15 protein-coding genes are annotated in these 19,955 nt (G+C 68.4%); 3 read left to right on the top strand and 12 right to left on the bottom strand.

All coding sequences use genetic code 11. From position 1 onward, the window contains the following. Nucleotides 1-547 precede the first annotated feature (547 nt). Entirely contained in the window at nucleotides 548-1,159 is a 612-nt protein-coding gene (locus ACSQ2B_RS15065; RefSeq protein ID WP_436051004.1) for a DUF4304 domain-containing protein, read from the top strand. A gap of 132 nt (nucleotides 1,160-1,291) precedes the next feature. Here the strand turns inward: ACSQ2B_RS15065 and ACSQ2B_RS15060 are convergent, their stop codons facing one another. Together ACSQ2B_RS15060 and ACSQ2B_RS15055 are read right to left on the bottom strand one after the other, a co-directional pair. After that, a complete protein-coding gene (locus ACSQ2B_RS15060) occupies nucleotides 1,292-3,358 on the bottom strand; it encodes a hypothetical protein (RefSeq protein ID WP_436051003.1) in 2,067 nt (688 codons plus the stop codon). A 142-nt stretch (nucleotides 3,359-3,500) separates the two neighbouring features. Further along, complete coding sequence (locus tag ACSQ2B_RS15055; protein ID WP_436051002.1) at nucleotides 3,501-6,155, bottom strand: TonB-dependent receptor; 2,655 nt, start codon at nucleotides 6,153-6,155, stop codon at nucleotides 3,501-3,503. 163 nt (nucleotides 6,156-6,318) lie between these two features. On the opposite strand from ACSQ2B_RS15055, the gene ACSQ2B_RS15050 reads away from it, so the two are divergent. Next, on the top strand, nucleotides 6,319-7,353 hold the full coding sequence (locus tag ACSQ2B_RS15050) for a LacI family DNA-binding transcriptional regulator (protein WP_436051000.1): 1,035 nt from the start codon (nucleotides 6,319-6,321) through the stop codon (nucleotides 7,351-7,353). Between the two features lie 18 nt (nucleotides 7,354-7,371). Here ACSQ2B_RS15050 and glnT read toward each other — a convergent pair whose 3' ends face one another. The 6 genes from glnT to ACSQ2B_RS15020 all read right to left on the bottom strand — a co-directional run bounded on the left by glnT (nucleotide 7,372) and on the right by ACSQ2B_RS15020 (nucleotide 13,752). After that, nucleotides 7,372-8,670 (bottom strand): type III glutamate--ammonia ligase, encoded by a 1,299-nt coding sequence (gene glnT / locus ACSQ2B_RS15045; RefSeq protein ID WP_436050998.1) that lies wholly within the window; start codon nucleotides 8,668-8,670, stop codon nucleotides 7,372-7,374. Between the two features lie 71 nt (nucleotides 8,671-8,741). After that, complete coding sequence (locus tag ACSQ2B_RS15040) at nucleotides 8,742-10,073, bottom strand: FMN-binding glutamate synthase family protein (protein WP_436050996.1); 1,332 nt, start codon at nucleotides 10,071-10,073, stop codon at nucleotides 8,742-8,744. Between the two features lie 11 nt (nucleotides 10,074-10,084). After that, the gene (locus ACSQ2B_RS15035) at nucleotides 10,085-10,771 is read right to left on the bottom strand and encodes a hypothetical protein (RefSeq protein ID WP_436050995.1); all 687 of its coding nucleotides are present in this window, start codon (nucleotides 10,769-10,771) and stop codon (nucleotides 10,085-10,087) included. After that, nucleotides 10,771-11,646: a class II glutamine amidotransferase gene (locus tag ACSQ2B_RS15030; RefSeq protein WP_436050994.1), complete on the bottom strand. Its 876-nt coding sequence runs from the start codon at nucleotides 11,644-11,646 to the stop codon at nucleotides 10,771-10,773. Before ACSQ2B_RS15030 ends, ACSQ2B_RS15035 begins: the two co-directional genes overlap by 1 nt. 94 nt (nucleotides 11,647-11,740) lie before the next feature. Then, on the bottom strand, nucleotides 11,741-12,448 hold the full coding sequence (locus tag ACSQ2B_RS15025; protein ID WP_436050992.1) for a helix-turn-helix domain-containing protein: 708 nt from the start codon (nucleotides 12,446-12,448) through the stop codon (nucleotides 11,741-11,743). Between the two features lie 44 nt (nucleotides 12,449-12,492). Continuing rightward, on the bottom strand, nucleotides 12,493-13,752 hold the full coding sequence (locus ACSQ2B_RS15020) for an MFS transporter (protein ID WP_436050990.1): 1,260 nt from the start codon (nucleotides 13,750-13,752) through the stop codon (nucleotides 12,493-12,495). 390 nt (nucleotides 13,753-14,142) lie between these two features. Between ACSQ2B_RS15020 and ACSQ2B_RS15015 the strand changes: the two genes are divergently transcribed. Continuing rightward, on the top strand, nucleotides 14,143-15,381 hold the full coding sequence (locus ACSQ2B_RS15015) for a sensor histidine kinase (protein ID WP_436050989.1): 1,239 nt from the start codon (nucleotides 14,143-14,145) through the stop codon (nucleotides 15,379-15,381). Between the two features lies 1 nt (nucleotide 15,382). On the opposite strand, the gene purU is transcribed toward ACSQ2B_RS15015, so the two are convergent. From purU to ACSQ2B_RS14995, 4 genes are read right to left on the bottom strand one after another with little or no spacing between them, the layout of a single operon-like run. Beyond that, complete coding sequence (gene purU / locus ACSQ2B_RS15010; RefSeq protein WP_436050988.1) at nucleotides 15,383-16,243, bottom strand: formyltetrahydrofolate deformylase; 861 nt, start codon at nucleotides 16,241-16,243, stop codon at nucleotides 15,383-15,385. A 22-nt stretch (nucleotides 16,244-16,265) separates the two neighbouring features. Further along, complete coding sequence (locus ACSQ2B_RS15005; RefSeq protein WP_436050987.1) at nucleotides 16,266-16,769, bottom strand: sarcosine oxidase subunit gamma; 504 nt, start codon at nucleotides 16,767-16,769, stop codon at nucleotides 16,266-16,268. Beyond that, nucleotides 16,762-19,707 (bottom strand): sarcosine oxidase subunit alpha family protein, encoded by a 2,946-nt coding sequence (locus ACSQ2B_RS15000; RefSeq protein WP_436050985.1) that lies wholly within the window; start codon nucleotides 19,705-19,707, stop codon nucleotides 16,762-16,764. The genes ACSQ2B_RS15005 and ACSQ2B_RS15000 overlap by 8 nt, the downstream gene beginning before the upstream one ends. Further along, nucleotides 19,704-19,955 carry a sarcosine oxidase subunit delta gene (locus ACSQ2B_RS14995; RefSeq protein ID WP_436050984.1) on the bottom strand — a complete coding sequence of 84 codons (252 nt, stop codon included), beginning with the start codon at nucleotides 19,953-19,955 and terminating at the stop codon, nucleotides 19,704-19,706. Before ACSQ2B_RS14995 ends, ACSQ2B_RS15000 begins: the two co-directional genes overlap by 4 nt.

Genomic DNA, 19,955 nt, shown 5'->3' with positions numbered 1-19,955 from the left:
GGTGCGACGCCTTCGAGGCTATCGAGAATGCGCTGTCGTCCACGTTCCGCCAACCTCGGCATGCCGACCAGATCGGGTCCGAACGGTTCGGCAGATTGACATACAGAACTGCTGGATGGCGGTGCCGTCCCTCGCTCCTATAGCCGCTGTGCTTGGAGTGGAGGCTGCGGCCGCGCTCGCCGCCCGCTTCGCTCCCAAGGTCATTTCGCGTGGGCCGCTGGTTCTAAGCCGGCGGCCCACGTCTCCGAGTTGGCGACAACTGGGCGACAAAGGCTGGTCGTTGAGCGCACAAGTTTTACGAGGACATGGCGCGCGCCAAACCTGGCTGGGAGTATGAGCCGAAGGCGCCCGGACCCAATGGGAAGACCCTAAAGCCAGATCTTGGCGCTCCGCCGCGAACTCCAGATCCCAATGTGCGGAAGTACGTTGAAGTCAAGCCCAACACGCCCTTGGGGAGGGAGGCTGCAGCAAGACAAGTGAGGAAATACGAAGAGGCTACAGGCCAGAAGGTAAGGGCGCTATTTTATGATCCGAAGAGGTTCATGTGATGGGGCGTTCGTACGCAAAGGCGCTGGACGACGTCCTGCGTCTGCACGGCTTCAAACGAAGCGGCGACGACTGGGTGCGTGTCCGTGACGATATCTGGGAATGTGTGAATCGGCAGTCCGGCGGGCTCGGCGTGACGGTCAACTTTTTCACGAAGGATCTCGAGACTGAGAAGCTCTTCCTGGAAATCTTTGGACCAGAAGACGCCATCCAGATGCCGCCGAGGAGCGAGCGCATCGGGGCGCTCATCGATGGATTTGATCGCTGGTGGAAGCGCGACGAGCGTGATGGCGCAAAGGCGTTGGCTGACGCGGTGCTTGAGTATGGTGTTCCCTGGTTCGACAGGGTGCGCACGCTCGAGCAGCAAGCCGAGCGTTGGTACGGCAGAAGGACGGTCCTGAGCGAGCGGGGCTATCACGGACGGTCTCTGATCGGTCTCGCGCTAACGCTATACCGCATGGGAGAGATCCCCGAGGCCTGTGCGGTCCTGCGGAAACCTGTTCCCAAGACCGCCATCCAGGCGAGTGTGCGCGAGGTGAAGCGAGTGCTGGAGTGGCTCGGTTGTGAGGCCTGTGGGGCGCCACTGAGTGCGGGGCTGCCCACCCAAAATTAACAACGGCCCCGTCGAGCTCAAGCTCCGGGGCCGTTTCGATTCCCCGATCGACCCGCGCGCGATCAGACCGCCCGGCTCGGGGCGGCCTCGCAGCGGATCTTGCGGCGAAGGCCGCCGATCGATCCTGGCCCCTTACTTCACGACGACGCGCACCCGGCCCAGATTCTGGATCCGGGCGTAAGGCGTGTTTGCGTCGCCCTGCCGCTGCGAAGTTCCGAGGAGCGCGGGGAAGTAGGTTCCCGGCGTCTCGAAGCGATGGGTCACGGTGACGCGCACGGTCTGCGCCCCCTTCGCCACCGGCGAGCTGTCGGCGAAGGCGCCGCTTCCCTCGAAATCCCACCGCGCCCCGACCACCGATCCGGCGCCGGGCGGGACTGTGATCGTTCCGACGAAGGTCACCGCCTGGCCGCGGGTGATTTCGGCCCGCGCGCCGCCGTTGGCGGTCAGGGCCACAACCGGCTGGACGCCCTTGCGCGCCGCGGCGGCGGCCGGGATCACCACCTGGCCGTCGTCGATGCGATAGCTGGTGCTGGCCGGCGGCGGGGTTCCCTTTTCCACCCATTGCGCCACGTCGCGCAGCGCCTGGTGCAGGACGCCCAGATAGCTGACGGTGCGGGTCGGGTCCTCCTGCTGGGTGTTGTCCCCGTGGAGCGCGTGGTCGGTGTACCAAAGGCGGAAATGGTCGTCGGTCGCCGCGCCGAAATGCTTCTGCACCCGGGCGCGGTACCAGTCGGCCGACCAGGGGAAGGCCTCGCGGTCCCAGAGCGACTCCACCAGGATCATCTTGCCGTCGAAATTCCCCTCCGGAACCGAGCCGGCCGTGGCCTTGGTGAACAAGGGCCCGAGCAGCATCGGCCGCTGGGGATAGAGCGGTTTGCCGTCGGGGCCGCGGAACTGGTCCCAGGCGGTGAACTCGGGGCCCGGGACCTGGTGGCGGTGATAGGTCTGGGCGGCCAGGAAGTTGGAATTGTCGAGCTGCACCTCGTCGCCGGCCGCGAGCCTGGCGGCGACGGCGGGGTCGACGATGCCCAGGATCACCTTGTCGCCGTCGATCCGGCTGACGGTCAGCCGCGCGCCCTTGGCGGCGCCGGAGAGGACGATCAGGTCACCGCCCAGGAAGTCGACCGGCGGCGGCGCGGCGGCGAGGCGGAAGGCGACGACATGCTTCGCCGCATCGCCTTGCAGGGCGGCGTAGGAGTCGTCGACGTTGCCGGTGACGGTGCCGTTCACCAACCGGGTGTTGAGCCCCATCCGGGCGGCGTCCGCGGCCGTGAACGCCTCCGCCACCGTGGTTCTATGCTGCAGGCGGGCGCCGGCGAAGCTCTCGGGATGATCGAACCCGTAGTAGCCGGGCTTGGTCCAGAAATCGGTGAAGTAACCGGGATCGGCCATGACGACGCCGCCGTAGAGGGCGGCGAAGCCGTGAATGCCCATGGTCTTCCAACCGAACCAGGATTGCGGCGGGAAGCCCATCCGGGTCACCTCCCGCAGCGCGCCCGCCTGTTCGGCGGTCAGTCCAGCATAGGGATCGCCGCTGCCGCCGGGTTCGACGGCGTCGAGGATCTGCGGGAACCTGTCCTTGAGCAGCCGCATGGCGTGCATCCGCACGCTGAAGGCATTGGGGATCGCCATGCTCGAGCCGAGGACGTAGGGCACGGCCCCGTCCCAGACGCCGCGCGTGTTCTCGAACGAGCCGATGGTCCGGTAGGCGCCGCCGCTGCCGCCGTAGACATAGCCGTAGGGCCGCTTGCCGCCATACATCTCCAGCGCGATCACGCGCGAGTAGCGGGCTGCGGCGGCGTTGGCGCGGTAGGCGCCGATCGTCGGGTCCTTGGAGCCGAAGCCTGCGACGGCCGGCCCGCCGCCGTTGGTCTCGACGAAATAGCCGCCGCTGGAGAGCGCGAAGGCGAGCTTGTTCTCCTCGCCGGCCGCCGGGCGTTGCGCCAGGTTCTCGTTGTCCGGGGCCGGCGTGAGGTGCTGGAAGAAGCGGCCCTGATATTGCGCCTTGGGCGGGAGGTAGACGGAGAACCGCGTGTCCGTGCCTTTGAAGCCGCCGTGGACATAGCGGTGGCGGACCGGAGCGTCGCGCCACTCGTCGATGTCGATGTAGGGCTGGCTGAACAGCGGATCGGGGACCGACGCGCTGGGAGCCGACGCCGAAGCTTGCGCGTCCGCGGCGTAGGCCGCGACGGGCCCCACGGCCAACATCGCCGACGCAACCAGCGGGCCGGCGACCAATAGCCGCTCGATGCGCCGCCTGAAGGGGCGCGAATAGATTTCTCGGTTTCTAATCAAGGGATCGCCCGTTCCAGTCAGAGGAAGGTTGGAGCCGATATGCAGGTCAGAACTTCTTGTTGATCCCGAACTGGACGACGCGACCGATGCTCGTGACAGCATATCCGTCGAGCGAGTTGATCACGCCATTGTAGCCTGGGGGATCCTTGTCGAAGACGTTGTCGACGTTGAAGGTCAGGGAGAGGCCCTTGAGCATGCCCTGACCGCTGACGTCGTATTGGACGAAGGCGTTCACGACGTTGAACGACTTGATGCGGCCCTGGTTGAGGTTGGAAACCAGCGGCGCAACATCCCATCCGCCGAGATGATTGAGCGTGGCCTGGGCGCGCAGGGCGCCCACGACCATGCCGAGCGTGCTGGACAGCTGAAAGCGCGACTGATTGCGGACGGTATTGACCGTGGGAGCGGTCGCAACCGACTGCTCCTTGCGGTTCAGCACATAGTTGCCGCCGACGTTGGCGTAGATCGACCCGAAACCTGTGTCCCTCTGATAGGTCACCGACAGATCGAGACCGTCGGTGTCCACCGCGGCCAGGTTGGTGCGCCGCCCGTCGGCGATCGAATAGACCTGACCGGGGACGACCGTGAAGGGCGACACCATGGCGAGGCCGCCGGGAGCCTGCGCCGCCAGCGCCTGCACCTGGGCGATTGTCGGGTTCATGATGTAGTTGCCGGTGAACAACGAGTAGAAGACGGCCGGATTGAACACCGGCGGGATGTCGATGAGGTTCTTGAACTTGATGTTGTAATAATTGACGCTGATCTTAAGTCCGTCGACCACCGGCGGCTTCACTTCAAACCCCGCGGACCAGGTGGTGGACTTCTGCGGCTTCAGATCGGTCCCGCCGCCGCCAAGGAAGATTTGCGCCTGTCCAGGCGTCGAACCCACTGCGGGGTTCGCGAAGAGGATGAACGGGAAGGCGAAGATCGTCGGCGGCGCGGCCCCGGCGCCGTCGGCGAGGCTGGGCGCCTGGAATGACTTGCCCCAGGTTCCGCGCAGCTTGACCCATTCCACGGGCTCGTAGGTCAGCCCGAACTTCGGATTGAAGGTGCCGCCGAAGTCGCTGTAGTGGTCGTAGCGCGCCGAGGCCGAAAGGCTCAGCGAATAGAGGCCGCCGGAGCGGTTGCCGTCGCCGACAACCGGAACCTGGACCTCGCCGAATACGGCCGACACGTTGCGGTTGGCCGAGGCCACCGGCAGCGCCCCGACGGCGCTGGCCGCCACCGTGCCATTGATCTGCGACTCATATTTTTCGTGGATGTATTCCACGCCTGCCGCGACCTTCAGATCACCGCCCGGGAGGGTCAACAGCGAGCCGTCCAGGACCAGGCGGCTGTTGATCAGTTCGTTGTGGCTGAGCCCATAGTCCAGGAAGTTGGTGACAAGGGGCAGAACGGCGGCGTTGGCGGGGTTGCTCAGATTGTAGGGGTCGAGATTCCCGGTGAGCACGAGATTGGAAATCGCGCCGTCGTCGAGCCGCTCGTTCGCGACCTTCGTCCGGCCACGGCCATAGTTGCCGAGCCAGCGGAGCTGCCAGCCGCCGCCGAGGTCCGCCGTGATCGACGGTGTCACGCCCCAGGTGTCGAGCTGGGTGCGCTGCTTGCTGTGGGCGCCCAGGATCGACGAGAAATCCATTGAGACGGATTGGGCCTGGAAGGCGTTGGCGTCGCCGGTGCTGCGATAGAAGGGGTTGGGCGTGAAGCCCGGCACGAAGGGATTGATCGGGGCGATCGTCGCGGTGGCCGTGAGCGGTCCGCCGTCGCCGTCGTTCACCCGGTGCGTATAGAAGCCGCGTAGGTCGAAGGTGATCGGCCCGGCCGGAGCGAAGGTGAAGCCGCCGAACACCGAATGGCGCTTCTCGCTGGGGTAGAAGGTCCGGTTGTCGCTGAGGTCGCAGCGGTTCGCGCTGCCGAGCGTCAGCCCGGGCAGAGCATAGACCGACGCCCCGATCGACACATTGCCGGGGGCGCAGGTCAGGTCGAGCGGCAGCCCCGTCCGGTAATCCAGCCGGCGGACATAGTCGCGGTCACGCCCGTACAGAGAGTCGTGCCAAGCGTAGTCGTAGCTGACGAAGGCTGACGCAGACTCCCAGGTCTTGCCCACGGTGAGGCTGGTGTTGGCGCTCTGATAGTCGTCGCCGAAGCCATAGCTTCCCTTGGCTTCGACGCCGTCGAAGCGCTTGCGGGTGATGAAGTTGATCACCCCGCCGACCGCGTCCGCGCCATAGAGGGAGGAGCCGCCGTCGAGCACGATCTCGACCCGGTCGATCGCGCCGGGGGCGATCGCGTCAGGGTCTGGGACCGTCTGGCGAATGCCCATGCCTGGCAGCCGGTGTCCGTCCACCAGGACCAGCGTCGAGGATCCACCCCCGGACGCTCCGGGCAGATTGCGTAGGTTCGGCCGATTGACGGTGAGCTGGGTCGATCCGGTTGCCGATACGATCGGGCGCGTATTGAAGGACGCGGCCTGGGGCACAGTGGCGAGCAGTTGCGCCGTCGAAGTGGCGCCGGTTGCGAGGATCTCCTGCCGTCCGACCGCAACGACTTCCGAACCTGACGGCGCGACGCCCCGCAGCAGCGTGCCGGTGACGACGACTTCGGAGAGCTCAGGCGTCGCCGCCGGAGCGGCCTGGGCCGCCGCAGCTGAGGCGATCGCCAGAGCGCTCACGCCCGTAATTAACCCTGACAGCTGGGTCTTCATTTCGCTCCCTTCCCGTGAACTTCTTTTTTTGTATGATTATACCGGTAAAATCAGCGGGAGTGGTTGTCAATTCGGCTAGGTGGGAGGGTGATCCCGTTGAGCTTGGCTGGACGCCGCAGGTCGGCGATAGGTGCGGTTCGACCGATCAGCCGCAGAGGTGAAAATGGCGCGGGCGTTCAGGCAGGGAAAATCGGCCGTCACGATTCGCACAGTCGCGGCCCATGCCGGCGTCTCTGCGATGACCGTGTCGAACGTCCTCAACGGCCGAAACGTCACGGCGGCGACGCGAGAGGCGGTGCTCCGTGCGGTCGAGGAGCTCAACTACACGCCGAACCCGGCTGCGCGGCAGCTCGCCAGGGCGTCTGCGATCACCCTGGGCCTGCTCCATGGCGAGATGGAGCAGAGCTTCTTCAGCGAGATCCTGGTGGGCGTGCTCAACGCCGCCTCGCAGCAGGACGCTCAAATCGTTCTTGAGCGGGTGGACGTGTACGACGCGCGCTCGATCGTCGATGGGATCGTTCGCCTGCGTGACGCGGGCGCGCACGGCGTGCTGATCCCCGGGGGCGTCGCAGAACAGATCGTACGGCGCCCGGAGCTCGACGATCTGGATATCCCGTTGATCGCGATTTCGCCCACGGCGGAGCTGGCGGGCATCTCGAGCCTGCGGATTGACGAGGTGGCGGCGGCCCGCGACATCACCGACCTGCTGATCGCCAAGGGCCGTCGAAGGATTGGCTTCGTGGATGCGCCGCAGGGCCTCAACATGTCGGACGGCCGGCGGCGGGGGTATCTGGCCAGCCTGGAGGCGCACGGACGCGCGGCGGCCCCCGAGTTGATCGTCGCGGGCGGCGTCAGCATCACCGCCAATGTCGACGCCGCGGGCAGGCTTCTGGACCTGGATCCGCGTCCCGACGCCGTCTTCGCCTGGAATGACGAAATCGCCGCCTGCGTCCTCACGGCCGCGCACCTGCGGGGACTGGAGATCCCCCGTGAGCTGATCGTGGCGGGGTTCGACGATAGTTCCGTGGCGGCCAGGGTCTGGCCGGCGCTGACGACAGTCCGTCAACCGGTCGCCAGCATGGCCGCATTGGCGCTGGGACAGATTGCCGGGCAAATCCGTGGAACGGCCGAGACGACGGTCACCACGACCTACGTCGGCTACGAGATCGTCCGACGCGCCTCCACCGGCGACGTCTAGAAGGCTCCTTGCTCGCCCTCAGCAGTCGAGGGTGCAGTCGCGCTCCCACTGGGTGAGGTGGCGGGTGAAGTCATTCCACTCCGCCTGCTTGAGCTTGAGATAGGCCGGCGCCAGCTCGCCGAGCGCGCTTCCCAGCACCGACGAGGCTTCCAGCGCGCGCAGCGCGTCGAGCAGGTTGAGCGGCAGCGTCTTCACGTCGCCGGCCTTGTCGCCGTCGGTGTACATGTTGATGTCCAGCCTGGGGCCCGGGTCGCGCTTCTCGGCCAGGCCGTCGAGGCCGGCGGCGAGCACCGAGGCCGGCAGCAGGTAGGGGTTGGTCGAACCGTCGGCCAGGCGCAGCTCGAAGCGGTCGCCCTCGGGCACCCGGATCATGTGCGTGCGGTTGTTGCCGGTCCAGGTCACCGAGTTCGGCGCCCAGGTGGCGCCCGACGTCGTGCGCGGCGCATTGATCCGCTTGTAGCTGTTGACCGTCGGATTGAGGAAGGCGGCCAGCGCGTCGGCCGAGTGGATGATCCCGCCGATGAAGTTCAGCCCCACGGGCGAGAGGGTCGCCGCGTCGGCCCCGCCCTCGAAGACGTTCGTCTCGCCCTTCCACAGCGAGACGTGCATGTGGCAGCCGTTGCCGGTGAGGTGGACGAAGGGCTTGGGCATGAAGGTCGCCCGCAGGCCGTGCTTCTCGGCGATCGACTTGGCCATGTATTTGAAGAAGGCGTGGCGGTCGGCGGTCACCAGGGCGTCGTCGTAGAGCCAGTTCATCTCGAACTGCCCGTTCGCGTCCTCGTGGTCGTTCTGATAGGGCGACCAGCCCAGCGCCAGCATGGCGTCGCAGATCTCGGTGATGACGTCGTAGCGGCGCATCAGGGCCTGCTGGTCGTAGCAGGGCTTGATCTGGGTGTCGGCCGCGTCGGAGACCGCCCCGCCGTCCGGGGTGATCAGGAAGAACTCGCACTCGACCCCGGTCTTCATCTGCAGGCCAAGCTCGGCCGCCTTGGCGATCTGGGCCTTCAGGACATTGCGCGGCGCGTGCGCGACGGGCTTGCCGTCCATCCAGAGGTCGGCGGCCAGCCAGCCCACCTCCGGCTTCCACGGCAGCTGGATGAAGCTCGCCGGATCGGGCCTGGCGAACAGGTCCGGGTCGGCGGGCGTCATGTCCAGCCAGGTCGCGAAGCCGGCGAAGCCGGCCCCGGCCTTCTGCATGCCGTCGATGGCCGAGGCCGGGACCAGCTTGGCGCGCTGGGCGCCGAACAGGTCCGTGTAGGAGATCAGGAAGTATTTGATCCCCCGATCCTTGGCGATCTCAGCGAGGCTGACCGACATCTCATTCCCCGACCTTGCGGGCGGCGCCTGATCCAGGTTCGGCCGCCTCAGTTGACTGCGAACTCAGCGGATCAGAAGCCCCCGCCGCCCGGGATCCAGTTGGTGCCGGCGAGCGGCACGCGGGCCATGGCTGCGGCCTCGAGGGTCAGCGCCACCAGGTCCTCTGGCTCCAGGTTGTGCAGATGGCTCTTGCCGCAGGCCCGGGCGATCGTCTGGGCCTCCAGCGTCATCACCGCCAGATAGTTGGCCAGCCTTCGCCCCGCGGCGACCGGATCGAGCCTCGCGGCCAGCTCCGGATCCTGGGTGGTGATCCCCGCGGGATCGCGACCCTCGTGCCAGTCGTCATAGGCGCCGGCTGTGGTCCCCAGCTTGCGGTAGTCGTCCTCGTAGGCCGGATCGTTGTCGCCCAGCGCCACCAGGGCGGCCGTGCCGATGGCGACGGCGTCGGCGCCGAGCGCCAGGGCCTTGGCCACGTCGGCGCCGTTGCGGATCCCCCCGGAGACGACCAGCTGCACCTTGCGATGCAGCCCCAGATCCTGCAGCGCCTGCACCGCCGGACGGATGGCCGCCAGGATCGGGATGCCGACGTGTTCGATGAAGACGTCCTGGGTCGCCGCCGTGCCGCCCTGCATGCCGTCGAGCACGACGACGTCGGCCCCCGACTTCACCGCCAGCGCCACGTCGTAATAGGGCCGGGTCGCGCCGACCTTCACATAGATCGGCTTCTCCCAGTCGGTGATCTCGCGCAGCTCCTCGATCTTGATCTCGAGGTCGTCAGGGCCGGTCCAGTCGGGATGGCGGCAGGCCGAGCGCTGGTCGACGCCCTTGGGCAGGTTGCGCATCTGCGCCACCCGATCGGAGATCTTCTGGCCGAGCAGCATGCCGCCGCCGCCGGGCTTGGCGCCCTGGCCGATCACCACCTCGATGGCGTCAGCCTTGCGCAGGTCGTCCGGGTTCATCCCGTAGCGCGACGGCAGGTACTGGTAGACCAGGGTCTGCGACTGGCCGCGCTCCTCCGGCGTCATGCCGCCGTCGCCGGTGGTGGTCGAGGTTCCGGCGATCGTCGCGCCCCGGCCGAGCGCCTCCTTGGCTTGGCCCGACAGCGCCCCGAAGCTCATCCCGGCGATGGTGATCGGGATCTTCAGGTGGATGGGTTTCTTGGCGTAGCGCGTGCCCAGCCAGACGTCGGTGGCGCAGGTCTCGCGATAGCCCTCCAGCGGATAGCGCGAGATCGAGGCGCCGAGGAACAGGAGGTCGTCGAAGTGGGGCAGGGCGCGTTTCGCCCCGCCGCCGCGGATGTCGTAGATGCCGGTCGCTGCTGCCCGGCGGATCTCCGACAGAGTGTCAGGATCGAAGGTCGCCGATTGCCGCGGCAGCGTCCGGGGGATCTTGCGGGTGTCCATCGGATGCGCCCTCAGTACGCCGCGGCGTTGTCGACGTGGAAGTTGTAGAGGGTGCGGGCGGAGCCATAGCGTTTGAACGCCGAGGGCTCGACGCCGCTGACCCCCGCCGCATCGAGCAGCCGCGCCACAAGCTCGAGATGCTCCGGGCGCATCGCCTTCTCGACGCAGTCGGCGCCCAGCGACTTCACCGAACCGCGGACGAAGAGGCGGGCCTCGTAAATGGAGTCCCCCAGGGCGTCGCCGGCGTCGCCCAGCACAACCAGGGCGCCCGACTGGGCCATGAAGGCGCTCATCGGGCCGATGGAGCCCTTCACCACGATGTCGACGCCCTTCATCGAGATGCCGCAGCGGGCCGAGGCGTCGCCGTCGATCACCAGCAGGCCGCCGTGCGCCGTGGCGCCGGCCGACTGGCTCGCGTCGCCCTTCACGTGGACCTTGCCCGAGATCATGTTCTCGGCGACGCCGACGCCGGCGTTGCCGTGGATCACGACCGTCGCCAGCTTGTTCATGCCCGCGCAGTAGTAGCCGACGTGGCCGGCGATCTCGACGGCGACGGCGGCGTCGAGGCCGACCGCCAGGGCGTGCTGGCCCATCGGGTTCTCGACGCGCCAGAAGGTGTCGTTAGTGTCGGGCGCCAGCGCATGCAGCGCGGCGTTGAGGTCGCGCCGCTTGGTGACGGCGAGGTCGACGACCGGCATCAGTTGCGCTCCCAGGCGTAGACTCGGGCGGGCTCGGGCTCGAAGACCCGCGCGGCCTCGATGCCGGGCAGGCCGACCAGGGCGCGGTATTCCGAGCCGAAGGCGACGTAACTGTCGGTCTCGGCCATCACCGCCGGCTTGCAGGCGATCGGGTCGCGCAGGACGGCGAAGCCGTTCTCGGTCCCCACCACGAAGGTGAAGAAGCCGTCGAGATCGGTCAGGCTGCTCTCCAGCGCCTGGCTCAGGGACGCGCCCTCCCGCAGCCTCCAGGTCAGGTAGCCGGCCGCCACCTCGCTGTCGTTGTCGGTGGAGAAGTCGATCCCCTGCGGCTCGAGCCTGCGCCGCAGGCTGCGGTGATTGGACAGCGAGCCGTTGTGCACCAGGCACTGGTCGGCGCCGGTGGAGAAGGGGTGGGCGCCGGCGGTCGTGACCGCGCTTTCGGTGGCCATGCGGGTGTGGCCGATCGCATGGGTGCCGGACATCCCGGCCAGGCCGAAACGCTCGGCGACCGCGCCGGGCAGCCCGACCTCCTTGTAGAGCTCGATGCGCTGGCCGCTGCCGGTGACCGCCAGGTCGGGACGTTCCGTCGCCAGCCAGGCGCGGACGCTCGCCTCCTCGACCAGGGGCAGGGTGAGGACGAGGTGGGTGTCGCGCACGACGCCGGTAATCTTGGGCCCGAGCGCTTCGGCGACGCTCTCCAGGTCCGCGCCACGGATGGTGAGCTTGAGCTGGTCGGGACGTCCGTCGCCGTAGATGGCGAAGCCCGCGCTATCGGGCCCGCGGTCGGTCATCACCGCCAGCATGTCCGCCACCAGCGCGCCGAGCCGGGGCTCGAGCCCGGGGTCTTTCAGGAAGAGGCCGACAATCCCGCACATCGATCTGGCTCACGCCTGTTGCTCCGATCCTTGTAGGGAGCGGCGCCGTGAGCGTCAATCTTCAGGAACTAATTCTTCCTGATAAGAAATCACCTCAGGGCTGGGCGCGGGGGTAGACGATGATCGACAGATACTCCGTCTCGCCGTCGGACAGGGTCTCCGGACCATGCAGGGCGCTGGAGTCGAAGAGCAGGGCGTCGCCCACCTTGAGTGGATAGGTCTCCGAGCCGTGCCGGTAGGTCACCTCGCCCTTCAGCATGTAGAGGAACTCGACGCCGCTGTGCCGGAAACTGGTGTGCGGGGCGGCGTGCTCGCGCAGTTTGATCAAATAGGGCTCAACGACGACGTCGCCGCGCAGTACGTGGCCGAGCAACTCATAGACATGGCCGACCTTGGTGCCGCGCCGCTCGATGGTCAGGCCCTTGCCGGCCGGCACATAGGAACAGTCCTGCCGCTCCTCGAACGAGGCGAAGAGCGAGGAGAGCGAAACCTGCAGGACGGCGGCGATCGACTGCAGGGTCGCGAGCGAGGCCGAGATGCCGCCGTTCTCGATCTTCGACAGCATGCCGTTGGAGATGCCGGCCGCGCTGGCCAGATCCGCGACCGACAGGTCCTGCTGGCGGCGGATGGCGCGGATCTGGCTGCCGAGAGCGCGTTCGAGGTCGCGCTCGGCCGGCGCCGGCGCGGTGGAGCCTGTCTGCGTTCCGTCGTCGGCTTCGGGCGGCGTGCGTGGCGTCTTGATCGGAGCCCCCATGGTCTGAGGACCGTAGAGGTAGAGCGCCGCGTTCGCGATGTCATCCATGGCCCGACCTCCCCCTTATCGCCGGGGGAGGTCGGGGCCTCAGGTCATGACGCCGGCGAGGCCGCGACCTGGCTGGTCTTGATCGGGGCGGCGAAGCGGGTGGCGAACATCAGTCCCGCGGCGACGATCTGGACGACGACGAAGACGTTGAACATCACATCGTATCCGCCCGTGCGGTCGAAGACCTCGCCGCCGAACCGGACGGCGATCATGCCCATGGCGGCGATCAGCGGCATCGTCAGCCCTCGGACGGTGCCAAAGGACGAGGCCCCGAAGCGGTCCGCAAGCAGGGCCATGAACACCGGTGGCAGGGAGCCGGTGGTGATGCCCAGCAGGGCGGCGGCGACGACCAGGGGCAGGTAGTCGTGGGCGTAGGGCAGGATGGCGTTGAGCGCCCCGCCCAGCAGCAGCAGCACGGTCAGCAGCACGATCCTGTCGATCTTGTCTGCGAAGACGGAGAGCAGCAGGGCGCCGACGATGGCGCCGCCGCCCATGACGGAAATCAGGCTGGTGGCCTGGATCATCGTCAGTCCGCTCTCGCGCCCCAGGGGGATGAGGGTGATCCCGATGATCTGGACGACCCCCAGCGCCGCGGCGCCGCTCAGGCCGATCGACCAGAACTGCGCCGACCGCAGGATGGAGCCCAGGCTGGCCGGGCCGCCTTGGGCGAGCGGGGGCGCGGCCGGCATGGCCGCAGGCGTCGCGGGCCCGGGCTGCTCGATGTCGTTCGGGCCTGGACGTTCGCGAAGCAGCACGGCCAGCAGAACCAGGACGGCGCCCAAGGCCGCGCCCATGATCAGCAGGGCGGTTCGCCACCCCTGACCTTCGATCAGCAGGCCGACGATGGGCGTCACGGTGACGCCGCCGAGCGCCATGCCGATGCCGCTGAGCGCCATGGCGCGGCCCCGCTGGGCGGTGAACCAGCGGGCGACGAGCACCGACATGGTGAGGCTGCTGGCGCCCAGGTAGCCGATGGGCAGCATGACGGCGAGCACGAAGCTGCTCAGCCAGACCGACTGGGACAGGCCCAGAAGCGCGAGGCTCGCCCCGAGGACGATTGCGCACGTCAGGAAGACCCACTTGACCGGGAACCTGTCGAGAAGCCGTCCGAGGATCGGGGCGACGGCGGCGTTGCCGAGGTTCATCAGGATCAGCGCCGTGTTCATTTCCGCGCGCGACAGCCCAAGCTCCGCCGAGACGGGATGAACGAACAGGCCGAAGGCGCTGAAGGTCGCGCCGATCACCAGCATGTAGATCAGCATCGCCAACGCGACGACGCGCCAGCCGTAGTAGATGCGACTCATCCGTTTCTCCCTGGTCGTTCTGTTTTTCTTTGGCCGGCAACCTAGGCGACCGACCCCGGCGAGTCGCGCCCACGTTCTCGTGAACGTACGCGCGTGGAGGTCTGGTCGAGCCTTCAGCAGCCCGCGTTCGTGACCCAGAGCGGGCCTTTCTCTGCGAGCCGCCCTGTGTACCGTGAGATCATGCAGGCGCCGGCTTTGATCGTTTTCGACCTCGACGGCACCCTGGTCGACGGCGACGCCACGAGCGCCTGGATGGTCAGCCGGAACTACTCCCGCTGTGGTTGCCGTCGATGGAACGCTCTCCCAAAACATGTGTTAGGGGTTTTTGCGCGCAGCCTCTCCGCGGCGCGGATTTGAAGAACAAGCATTGCCGCTCGCTCGGGGCCATAGGTGCAAAAGCTCGTCACGAAATCGCTCGAGCAGAAGCCGTTCAAGGCTTCGACCGAAGCATTTCGGAGGGTCCTTGGCCCCTTCGCAGCCGCCGCTCGCATGATCCGAATGGCAGGGGTCTTCACCGACTCTAAAGTTCACAGCGACCCGTTTGTTGTCGCCAACGGGAGCGTTTTGAACCTCACCGGCTCCGAGCAGGCCGGCGCGATCGGCCCGAGCTTCAACTTCCTGCTGCAGAGCGCAAAACCTGGAGCGCTGGCGCGATTGCGGCGTGTCCTGCTGGAGCGGCGGCCGACCCTGGCCGGCGCCGCAGCCTGGGGTGTCGGCTTCGCAACACTGGCGACCGCCGTCCGGCTGGCGCTCGACCCCGTGTTCGGCAGCGAATACCCGTACATCACCTATTTTTTGGGGGTGGCCCTAGCTGGCGGACTCGGCGGCTTGGGGGCGGGGCTGATCGCCACGGCGCTGTCGGCGTCGGCCGCCTGGTTCCTCTTCCTACCCCAGAACAATCTTGCGCAGCTGGAGTGGAGCGCCACCCTTGGCTTCCTCGTGTTCGTGAGCAATGTGTCGATCGGGGCGCTCTGCGCGGCGATGCTCCGCAATGCGCTCTGGAAACTATCCGAGGGCGAACACCGACAGTCGCTGTTGGTTCAGGAGCTGAACCACAGGGTGCTGAACAATCTCGCGACCGTGCAATCCATCGCTCGCCAGACCGCGCGCAGCTCGACAAGCCTCCAGGACTTCTTGGCCGCCTTTCAAGGCCGGGTCATCGCTCTTGGGCGCACGCACGAGCTGCTTTCGCGCAACAGTTGGGCCAGCGTCGACGTGCGCTCAATCGTCTCCGCCGAGATCGTTCCCTACGACGAGCAGAGGTTCGCGACCCATGGCCCCCCACTCACCCTTGGCGCGGCGCAGGCCGTAAGCCTCGGCATGATCATCCATGAGCTCGCGACCAATTCCGCCAAGTATGGCGCGCTCTCCGGCGGCGGCGCGATCGGTGTCGAGTGGCGGAGCGACGGGGGCCGGGGGGAGTTGATCTGGCGCGAGCACGGGGGCCCGCCAGTGTCGCCGCCACCCCGGTTGGGGTTCGGCAGCAAACTTATCGATCGGCTCGCCCGCGGCGACCTGGAAGGCGGGGCGCTTTTGGACTTCAAACCAGAAGGCCTGGTCGCAACTGTTCGTTTCCGGGCCCGTCCGACCGCCGAACATATGGAAGCGGTCGGTCGCGCTGTCCGATAGCTCAGTCGCGGAAGACCACCGTCTTGCGGCCGTTGACCATCGCCCGGCCGTCGAGGTGGAAGGCGACCGCGCGGGCCAGCACCCGGCGCTCGATGTCGCGGCCCTTGCGGACGAGGTCGTCGGGGGTGTCGTGGTGGCTGATCCGCTCGACGTCCTGTTCGATGATCGGGCCCTCGTCGAGGTCGGCGGTGACATAGTGGGCGGTGGCGCCGATCAGCTTCACCCCGCGCGCGTGGGCCTGGTGGTAGGGCCGCGCGCCTTTGAAGCCGGGCAGGAAGCTGTGGTGGATGTTGATGCAGCGGCCGGCGAGCCAGGCCGCCAGGTCGTCGGACAGGATCTGCATGTAGCGCGCCAGCACCACCAGCTCGGCGCCGGTCGCCTCGACGATGGCCTTGATCTGCGCCTCCTGCTGGGCCTTGGTCTCCTTGGTCACCGGCAGGTGGTGGAAGGCGATCGCGCCGAGATCGCCGCCGCCGTAGGTTTCGCGCGGGTGGTTGGAGATCACGCCCACCACCTCCATCTTCAGCTCGCCGATCCGATGGCGGTAGAGCAGGTCGACCAGGCAGTGGTCGAACTTCGACGCCAGGATCAGGACCTTGCGGTTCTCCGCCTGCGGACGGATCGACCAGCTCATCCGGTAGTGGTCGGCGATTGGCCGGAAGCTTTCGACCAGGCGCAGGCCGTCCTTGGACTCGGGCAGGGTGAAGACGATGCGGGTGAAGAACCGCCCGGTCTCCTTGTCGTCGAACTGGTGCGCCTCCTCGATGTCGCCGCGATACTGGAAGATCTCGGCGGTTACCCGGGCGACGATGCCGGGCTGGTTCGGACAGCTCAGGGTGAGCAGGAAGACCGCGTCGGTCATGGTAATTTCTTCCGGATAGAAATTAGAGGGCGCCGACGGCGGCCTCGAGCCAATGGCCGAAGCTGGCGGCGTAGCTGCGGAAGAGGGCGACCTCGTAGGTCGGGGTCTCGTCCAGCTGCCAGAGGATGACGCCGATGTGGGCGATGACCGTTGTGGCGACCGCGCCGGGCGCGAAGGCGGACGGGTGCAGGTCGATCGCCGCGCCGCGCTGCAGGAGCGTGCGCGCCGCCGGACCGGAGAGCCGCAGGATCTGATAGCCGCCGGATTGGTCGGACACGGACGCCAGCGGGCCCAAGGCCTCGCGCAGGCGGGCCGCATGATCTTCAGGCCTGTCCTCGCGCAGGCAGAGCCAGGCGCCGGGGCCGGTCCCCAGCAGGGTGAGCCCGCCGGCGCGGCTCAAGGTCGGCCCGTCGACGGCCGGCACGCCCAGGGCCTCGGCGATCATCGCCGCGCTGACGCCCTTGCGCGCCATCACCGTGGCCAGGCCGAAGCCTTTGCGCTCCTGGATCGTCAGCCGCTCAGCCACGGAGCCGTGCTCCTTCCGGATCGACGAAGACGGGATGGCGGACCTCGGCCTCGACATCGGCGCCGCGGACGGGATCGTGCACCGTGATCCGCTCGCCGTGACGCTCGGCGCCGCGCGCCAGCAGGGCCAGCGCCACCGGATGGCCCAGCGTCGGCGAGAAGGCCGCCGAGGTGACATAGCCCTCGTCGTTCGCCGCGACCGGCGCTGCGCCCCTGGCCAGCAGATGCGCGCCGGCGCGGATCCGCATGCCTGGGTCGACCGGCGCAAGACCGACGAGGCAGGGCCGGGCAGGATCGGTCAGCGCCGGGCGCTGGGCCATCACCCGGCCGATGTAATCCTTTTTCTTCGACATCATGCGGCCCAGGCCGAGGTCGCCGGCGGTGGTCTGGCCGTTCAGCTCATTGCCCGCCGCATGGCCCTTCTCGATGCGCATGACGCCAAGCGTCTCGGTCCCGTAGGGAACCACGCCCAGCTCGCGGCCGGCGTCGAACAGGGCGCGGACCAGAGCGTCGCCGGCGCTGGCCGGGGCGCTGATCTCGTAGGCTAGCTCGCCGGAGAAGGAGAGGCGGTAGAGCCGCGCCGGCGCGCCGCGCCAGCGGATCTCGGCCGCCGCCATGTAGGGGAAGGCCGCGTTGGTCAGATCCACGTCCGGCAGCAGTCCCTGCAGCAGCTCGCGCGAGCGCGGCCCGGCCACGGCGTAGGTCGCCCACTGCTCGGTGACCGAGGTCGCCTGGACGTCGAGGTCGGGCCACAGCACCTGTCGGCAGAAGTCGATGTGCTGCATCACCCGCGCGGCGTTGACCGTGGTGGTGGTGAGGAAGAAGCGGTCCTCGGCGAACCGCGAGGTCGTGCCGTCGTCCAGGACGAAGCCGTCCTCGCGCAGCATCACCCCGTAGCGGGCGCGGCCGACCGCGAGCGTCGAGAAGGTGTTGATGTAGAGCCGGTCGAGCAGGACGCCGGCGTCCGGCCCCTGCACCTCGATCTTGCCCAGGGTGGAGACGTCGCAGACGCCGACGCCGCTGCGGACAGCGCCCACCTCGGCGTTGACGATCGTCTGCCAGTCGCCGGATCCGAACCACTGGGCGCGTTTCCACTGGCCGGCGTCGACGAAGCTCGCGCCCTGTTCTTCGGCCCAGCCATGGCCGGCGGTGCGCCGCTCGGGCCGGAAGTGCTGGTCTCGATGACAGCCGGCGAAGACGCCGATGGCGACCGGGACATAGGGCGGGCGCGAGAGGATGGCGCCGGCCTCGGCGATCGACTTGCCGGTCGCCGCGGCCAGCAGGGCGTGGCCGTTGAGCTGGCTGGTCTTGCCCTGGTCGGTGGCCATGCCGAGCGTGGTGTAGCGCTTCAGGTGCTCGACCGAGACGAAGCCTTCCTGGGCGGCCAGGCTGACGTCGTCGGCCGTCACGTCGTGCTGGAAATCGACGAACGCCTTGGTGCGGCTTTCCTTCACGTGCCAGAGCGGCCTGGCCGCGACCGGCTGGTCGGCGGTCTTCGGGAGCGGCGGCGCGAGCGCGGCGCGGCCGAGGTCGGCCATCGCCAGCGCCGCCTGCCGCGCACCGTCGGCCAGGATGGCGCCGAGCGCAAACGCTCCGGCGGCCGCGCCGGCGGCGCTGAGGCCCGGCGGCGGGGCGTCGAGCAGGAAGGTCTGCAGATCCTCCGACCAGGCGGGGCGCGCACCGAGGTTGGCGCCCAGGCCGATCGCCGGATTCCACCCGCCGGACATGGCGAGCAGGTCTGCCGCCAGCCGGATGCGGCTGCCCGCCTGGGTGCGGATCTCCAGGCTCTTCATCGGCGCGCCTTGGACGTCGGCGACGACCGCGCCGAAGTGGATGGCGACGCCGCGCGCGGCGATCCGGTCGGCGACGGCAGGCTTTTCGCTGCGCGAGTCCACGACAGCCGCGACCTCGATCCCGGCGGCCAGCAGGTCCTCGGCGGTCGACCAGCCGCTGTCGGTGCAGGTGAAGACCACGGCGCGCCGGCCGGGCGCTGCGGCGAAGCGGTTGAGATAGGCGGAGACCGCCCCGGCCATCATCACGCCGGGCCGGTCGTTGCCGCCGAACACCAGCGGCCGTTCGATGGCGCCGGCGGCGAGCACTGAGCGCCTGGCGACGATCTTCCAGAGCCGCTGGCGCGGCTGGCCGGGCGCGGGCGTCGGCAGGTGGTCGGCGAGCCGCTCCACCGCGCCGTACTCGCCGTCGTAGACCCCGAAGACCGAGGTCCGGGTCAGCAGGCGTACATTGGGCAGTGCGGTAAGCTCCGCCGCCGCGGCGCGGGCCCAGTCCACCGCGGGCGCGTCGTCGATGACCTGACGCTCGGCCAGCAGCCGGCCGCCCAGCACATAGTCTTCGTCGGCGAGGATCACCCGCAGGCCCGCCCGCCCGGCGGTCAGGGCCGCCGTCAACCCGGCCGGCCCGCCGCCGATCACCAGCAGGTCGCAGAAGCCGTGCTCGCGGTCGTAGCTGTCGGGATCGGGCAGGCCGGAGAGCGCGCCGAGACCCGCCGCGCGGCGGATCAGCGGCTCGTAGACCTTCTCCCAGAAGGCGGCCGGCCACATGAAGGTCTTGTAGTAGAAGCCGGCCCCCAGCAGCGGTGCGGCCAGCTGGTTCACCGCCATCAGGTCGAAGGCGAGGGTCGGCCAGCGGTTCTGGCTCCTGGCCTCCAGCCCGTCGAACAGCGGGGTGGTGGTGGCGCGGGTGTTGGGCTCGGCGCGGGCCCCGCTGCGCAGGGTGACCAGCGCGTTCGGCTCTTCCGACCCGGCGGTCAGGATCCCGCGCGGCCGGTGGTATTTGAAGCTGCGGCCGACCCGGCGCACGTCGTTGGCCACCAGGGCCGAGGCCAGGGTGTCGCCCGCATAGCCGCTGAGCCTGCGGCCGTCGAAGGTGAATTCCAGCGGCGCGGCGCGGTCGATCAGGCCGCCCTGGGCGAGGCGGCTCATGGGACGGCGGCCTTGGCGAACTCGGCGCCGAAGATCTCGTGGGTCCGGGTGTCGCGGGTCACCACCAGCCAGTTGCGGCAGCCCTGGGCGTGATACCAGTGCTCGCGCAGCGGGCCGGCCGGGTTCTCGCGCAGGTAGACGTAGTCGTAGACCCCGGCCGCCTCGGTCGGCCGGACCGGGCTGGCGTCTCCCCGATAGACGAACTCCTGGGCGTCACGGTCTCCGCAAAAGGGGCAGGGGATGCGCAT

The organism is Phenylobacterium sp. LjRoot225, from assembly GCF_964252855.1.
In the GTDB taxonomy this organism is placed as follows: domain Bacteria; phylum Pseudomonadota; class Alphaproteobacteria; order Caulobacterales; family Caulobacteraceae; genus Phenylobacterium.
Note: the sequence above shows the minus strand (reverse complement) of the source record. Positions and strands in the feature narration are given on the sequence as shown.

Bases quoted from the DNA above. Each gene is read 5' to 3' on its own strand.
- ACSQ2B_RS15065 (WP_436051004.1), top strand. From the start codon at position 548: ATGGGGCGTTCGTACGCAAAGGCGCTGGACGACGTCCTGCGTCTGCAC.
- ACSQ2B_RS15055 (WP_436051002.1), bottom strand. From the start codon at position 6,155: ATGAAGACCCAGCTGTCAGGGTTAATTACGGGCGTGAGCGCTCTGGCG.
- ACSQ2B_RS15050 (WP_436051000.1), top strand. From the start codon at position 6,319: ATGGCGCGGGCGTTCAGGCAGGGAAAATCGGCCGTCACGATTCGCACA.
- glnT (WP_436050998.1), bottom strand. From the start codon at position 8,670: ATGTCGGTCAGCCTCGCTGAGATCGCCAAGGATCGGGGGATCAAATAC.
- ACSQ2B_RS15040 (WP_436050996.1), bottom strand. From the start codon at position 10,073: ATGGACACCCGCAAGATCCCCCGGACGCTGCCGCGGCAATCGGCGACC.
- ACSQ2B_RS15035 (WP_436050995.1), bottom strand. From the start codon at position 10,771: ATGCCGGTCGTCGACCTCGCCGTCACCAAGCGGCGCGACCTCAACGCC.
- ACSQ2B_RS15030 (WP_436050994.1), bottom strand. From the start codon at position 11,646: ATGTGCGGGATTGTCGGCCTCTTCCTGAAAGACCCCGGGCTCGAGCCC.
- ACSQ2B_RS15025 (WP_436050992.1), bottom strand. From the start codon at position 12,448: ATGGATGACATCGCGAACGCGGCGCTCTACCTCTACGGTCCTCAGACC.
- ACSQ2B_RS15020 (WP_436050990.1), bottom strand. From the start codon at position 13,752: ATGAGTCGCATCTACTACGGCTGGCGCGTCGTCGCGTTGGCGATGCTG.
- purU (WP_436050988.1), bottom strand. From the start codon at position 16,243: ATGACCGACGCGGTCTTCCTGCTCACCCTGAGCTGTCCGAACCAGCCC.
- ACSQ2B_RS15000 (WP_436050985.1), bottom strand. From the start codon at position 19,707: ATGAGCCGCCTCGCCCAGGGCGGCCTGATCGACCGCGCCGCGCCGCTG.
- ACSQ2B_RS14995 (WP_436050984.1), bottom strand. From the start codon at position 19,955: ATGCGCATCCCCTGCCCCTTTTGCGGAGACCGTGACGCCCAGGAGTTC.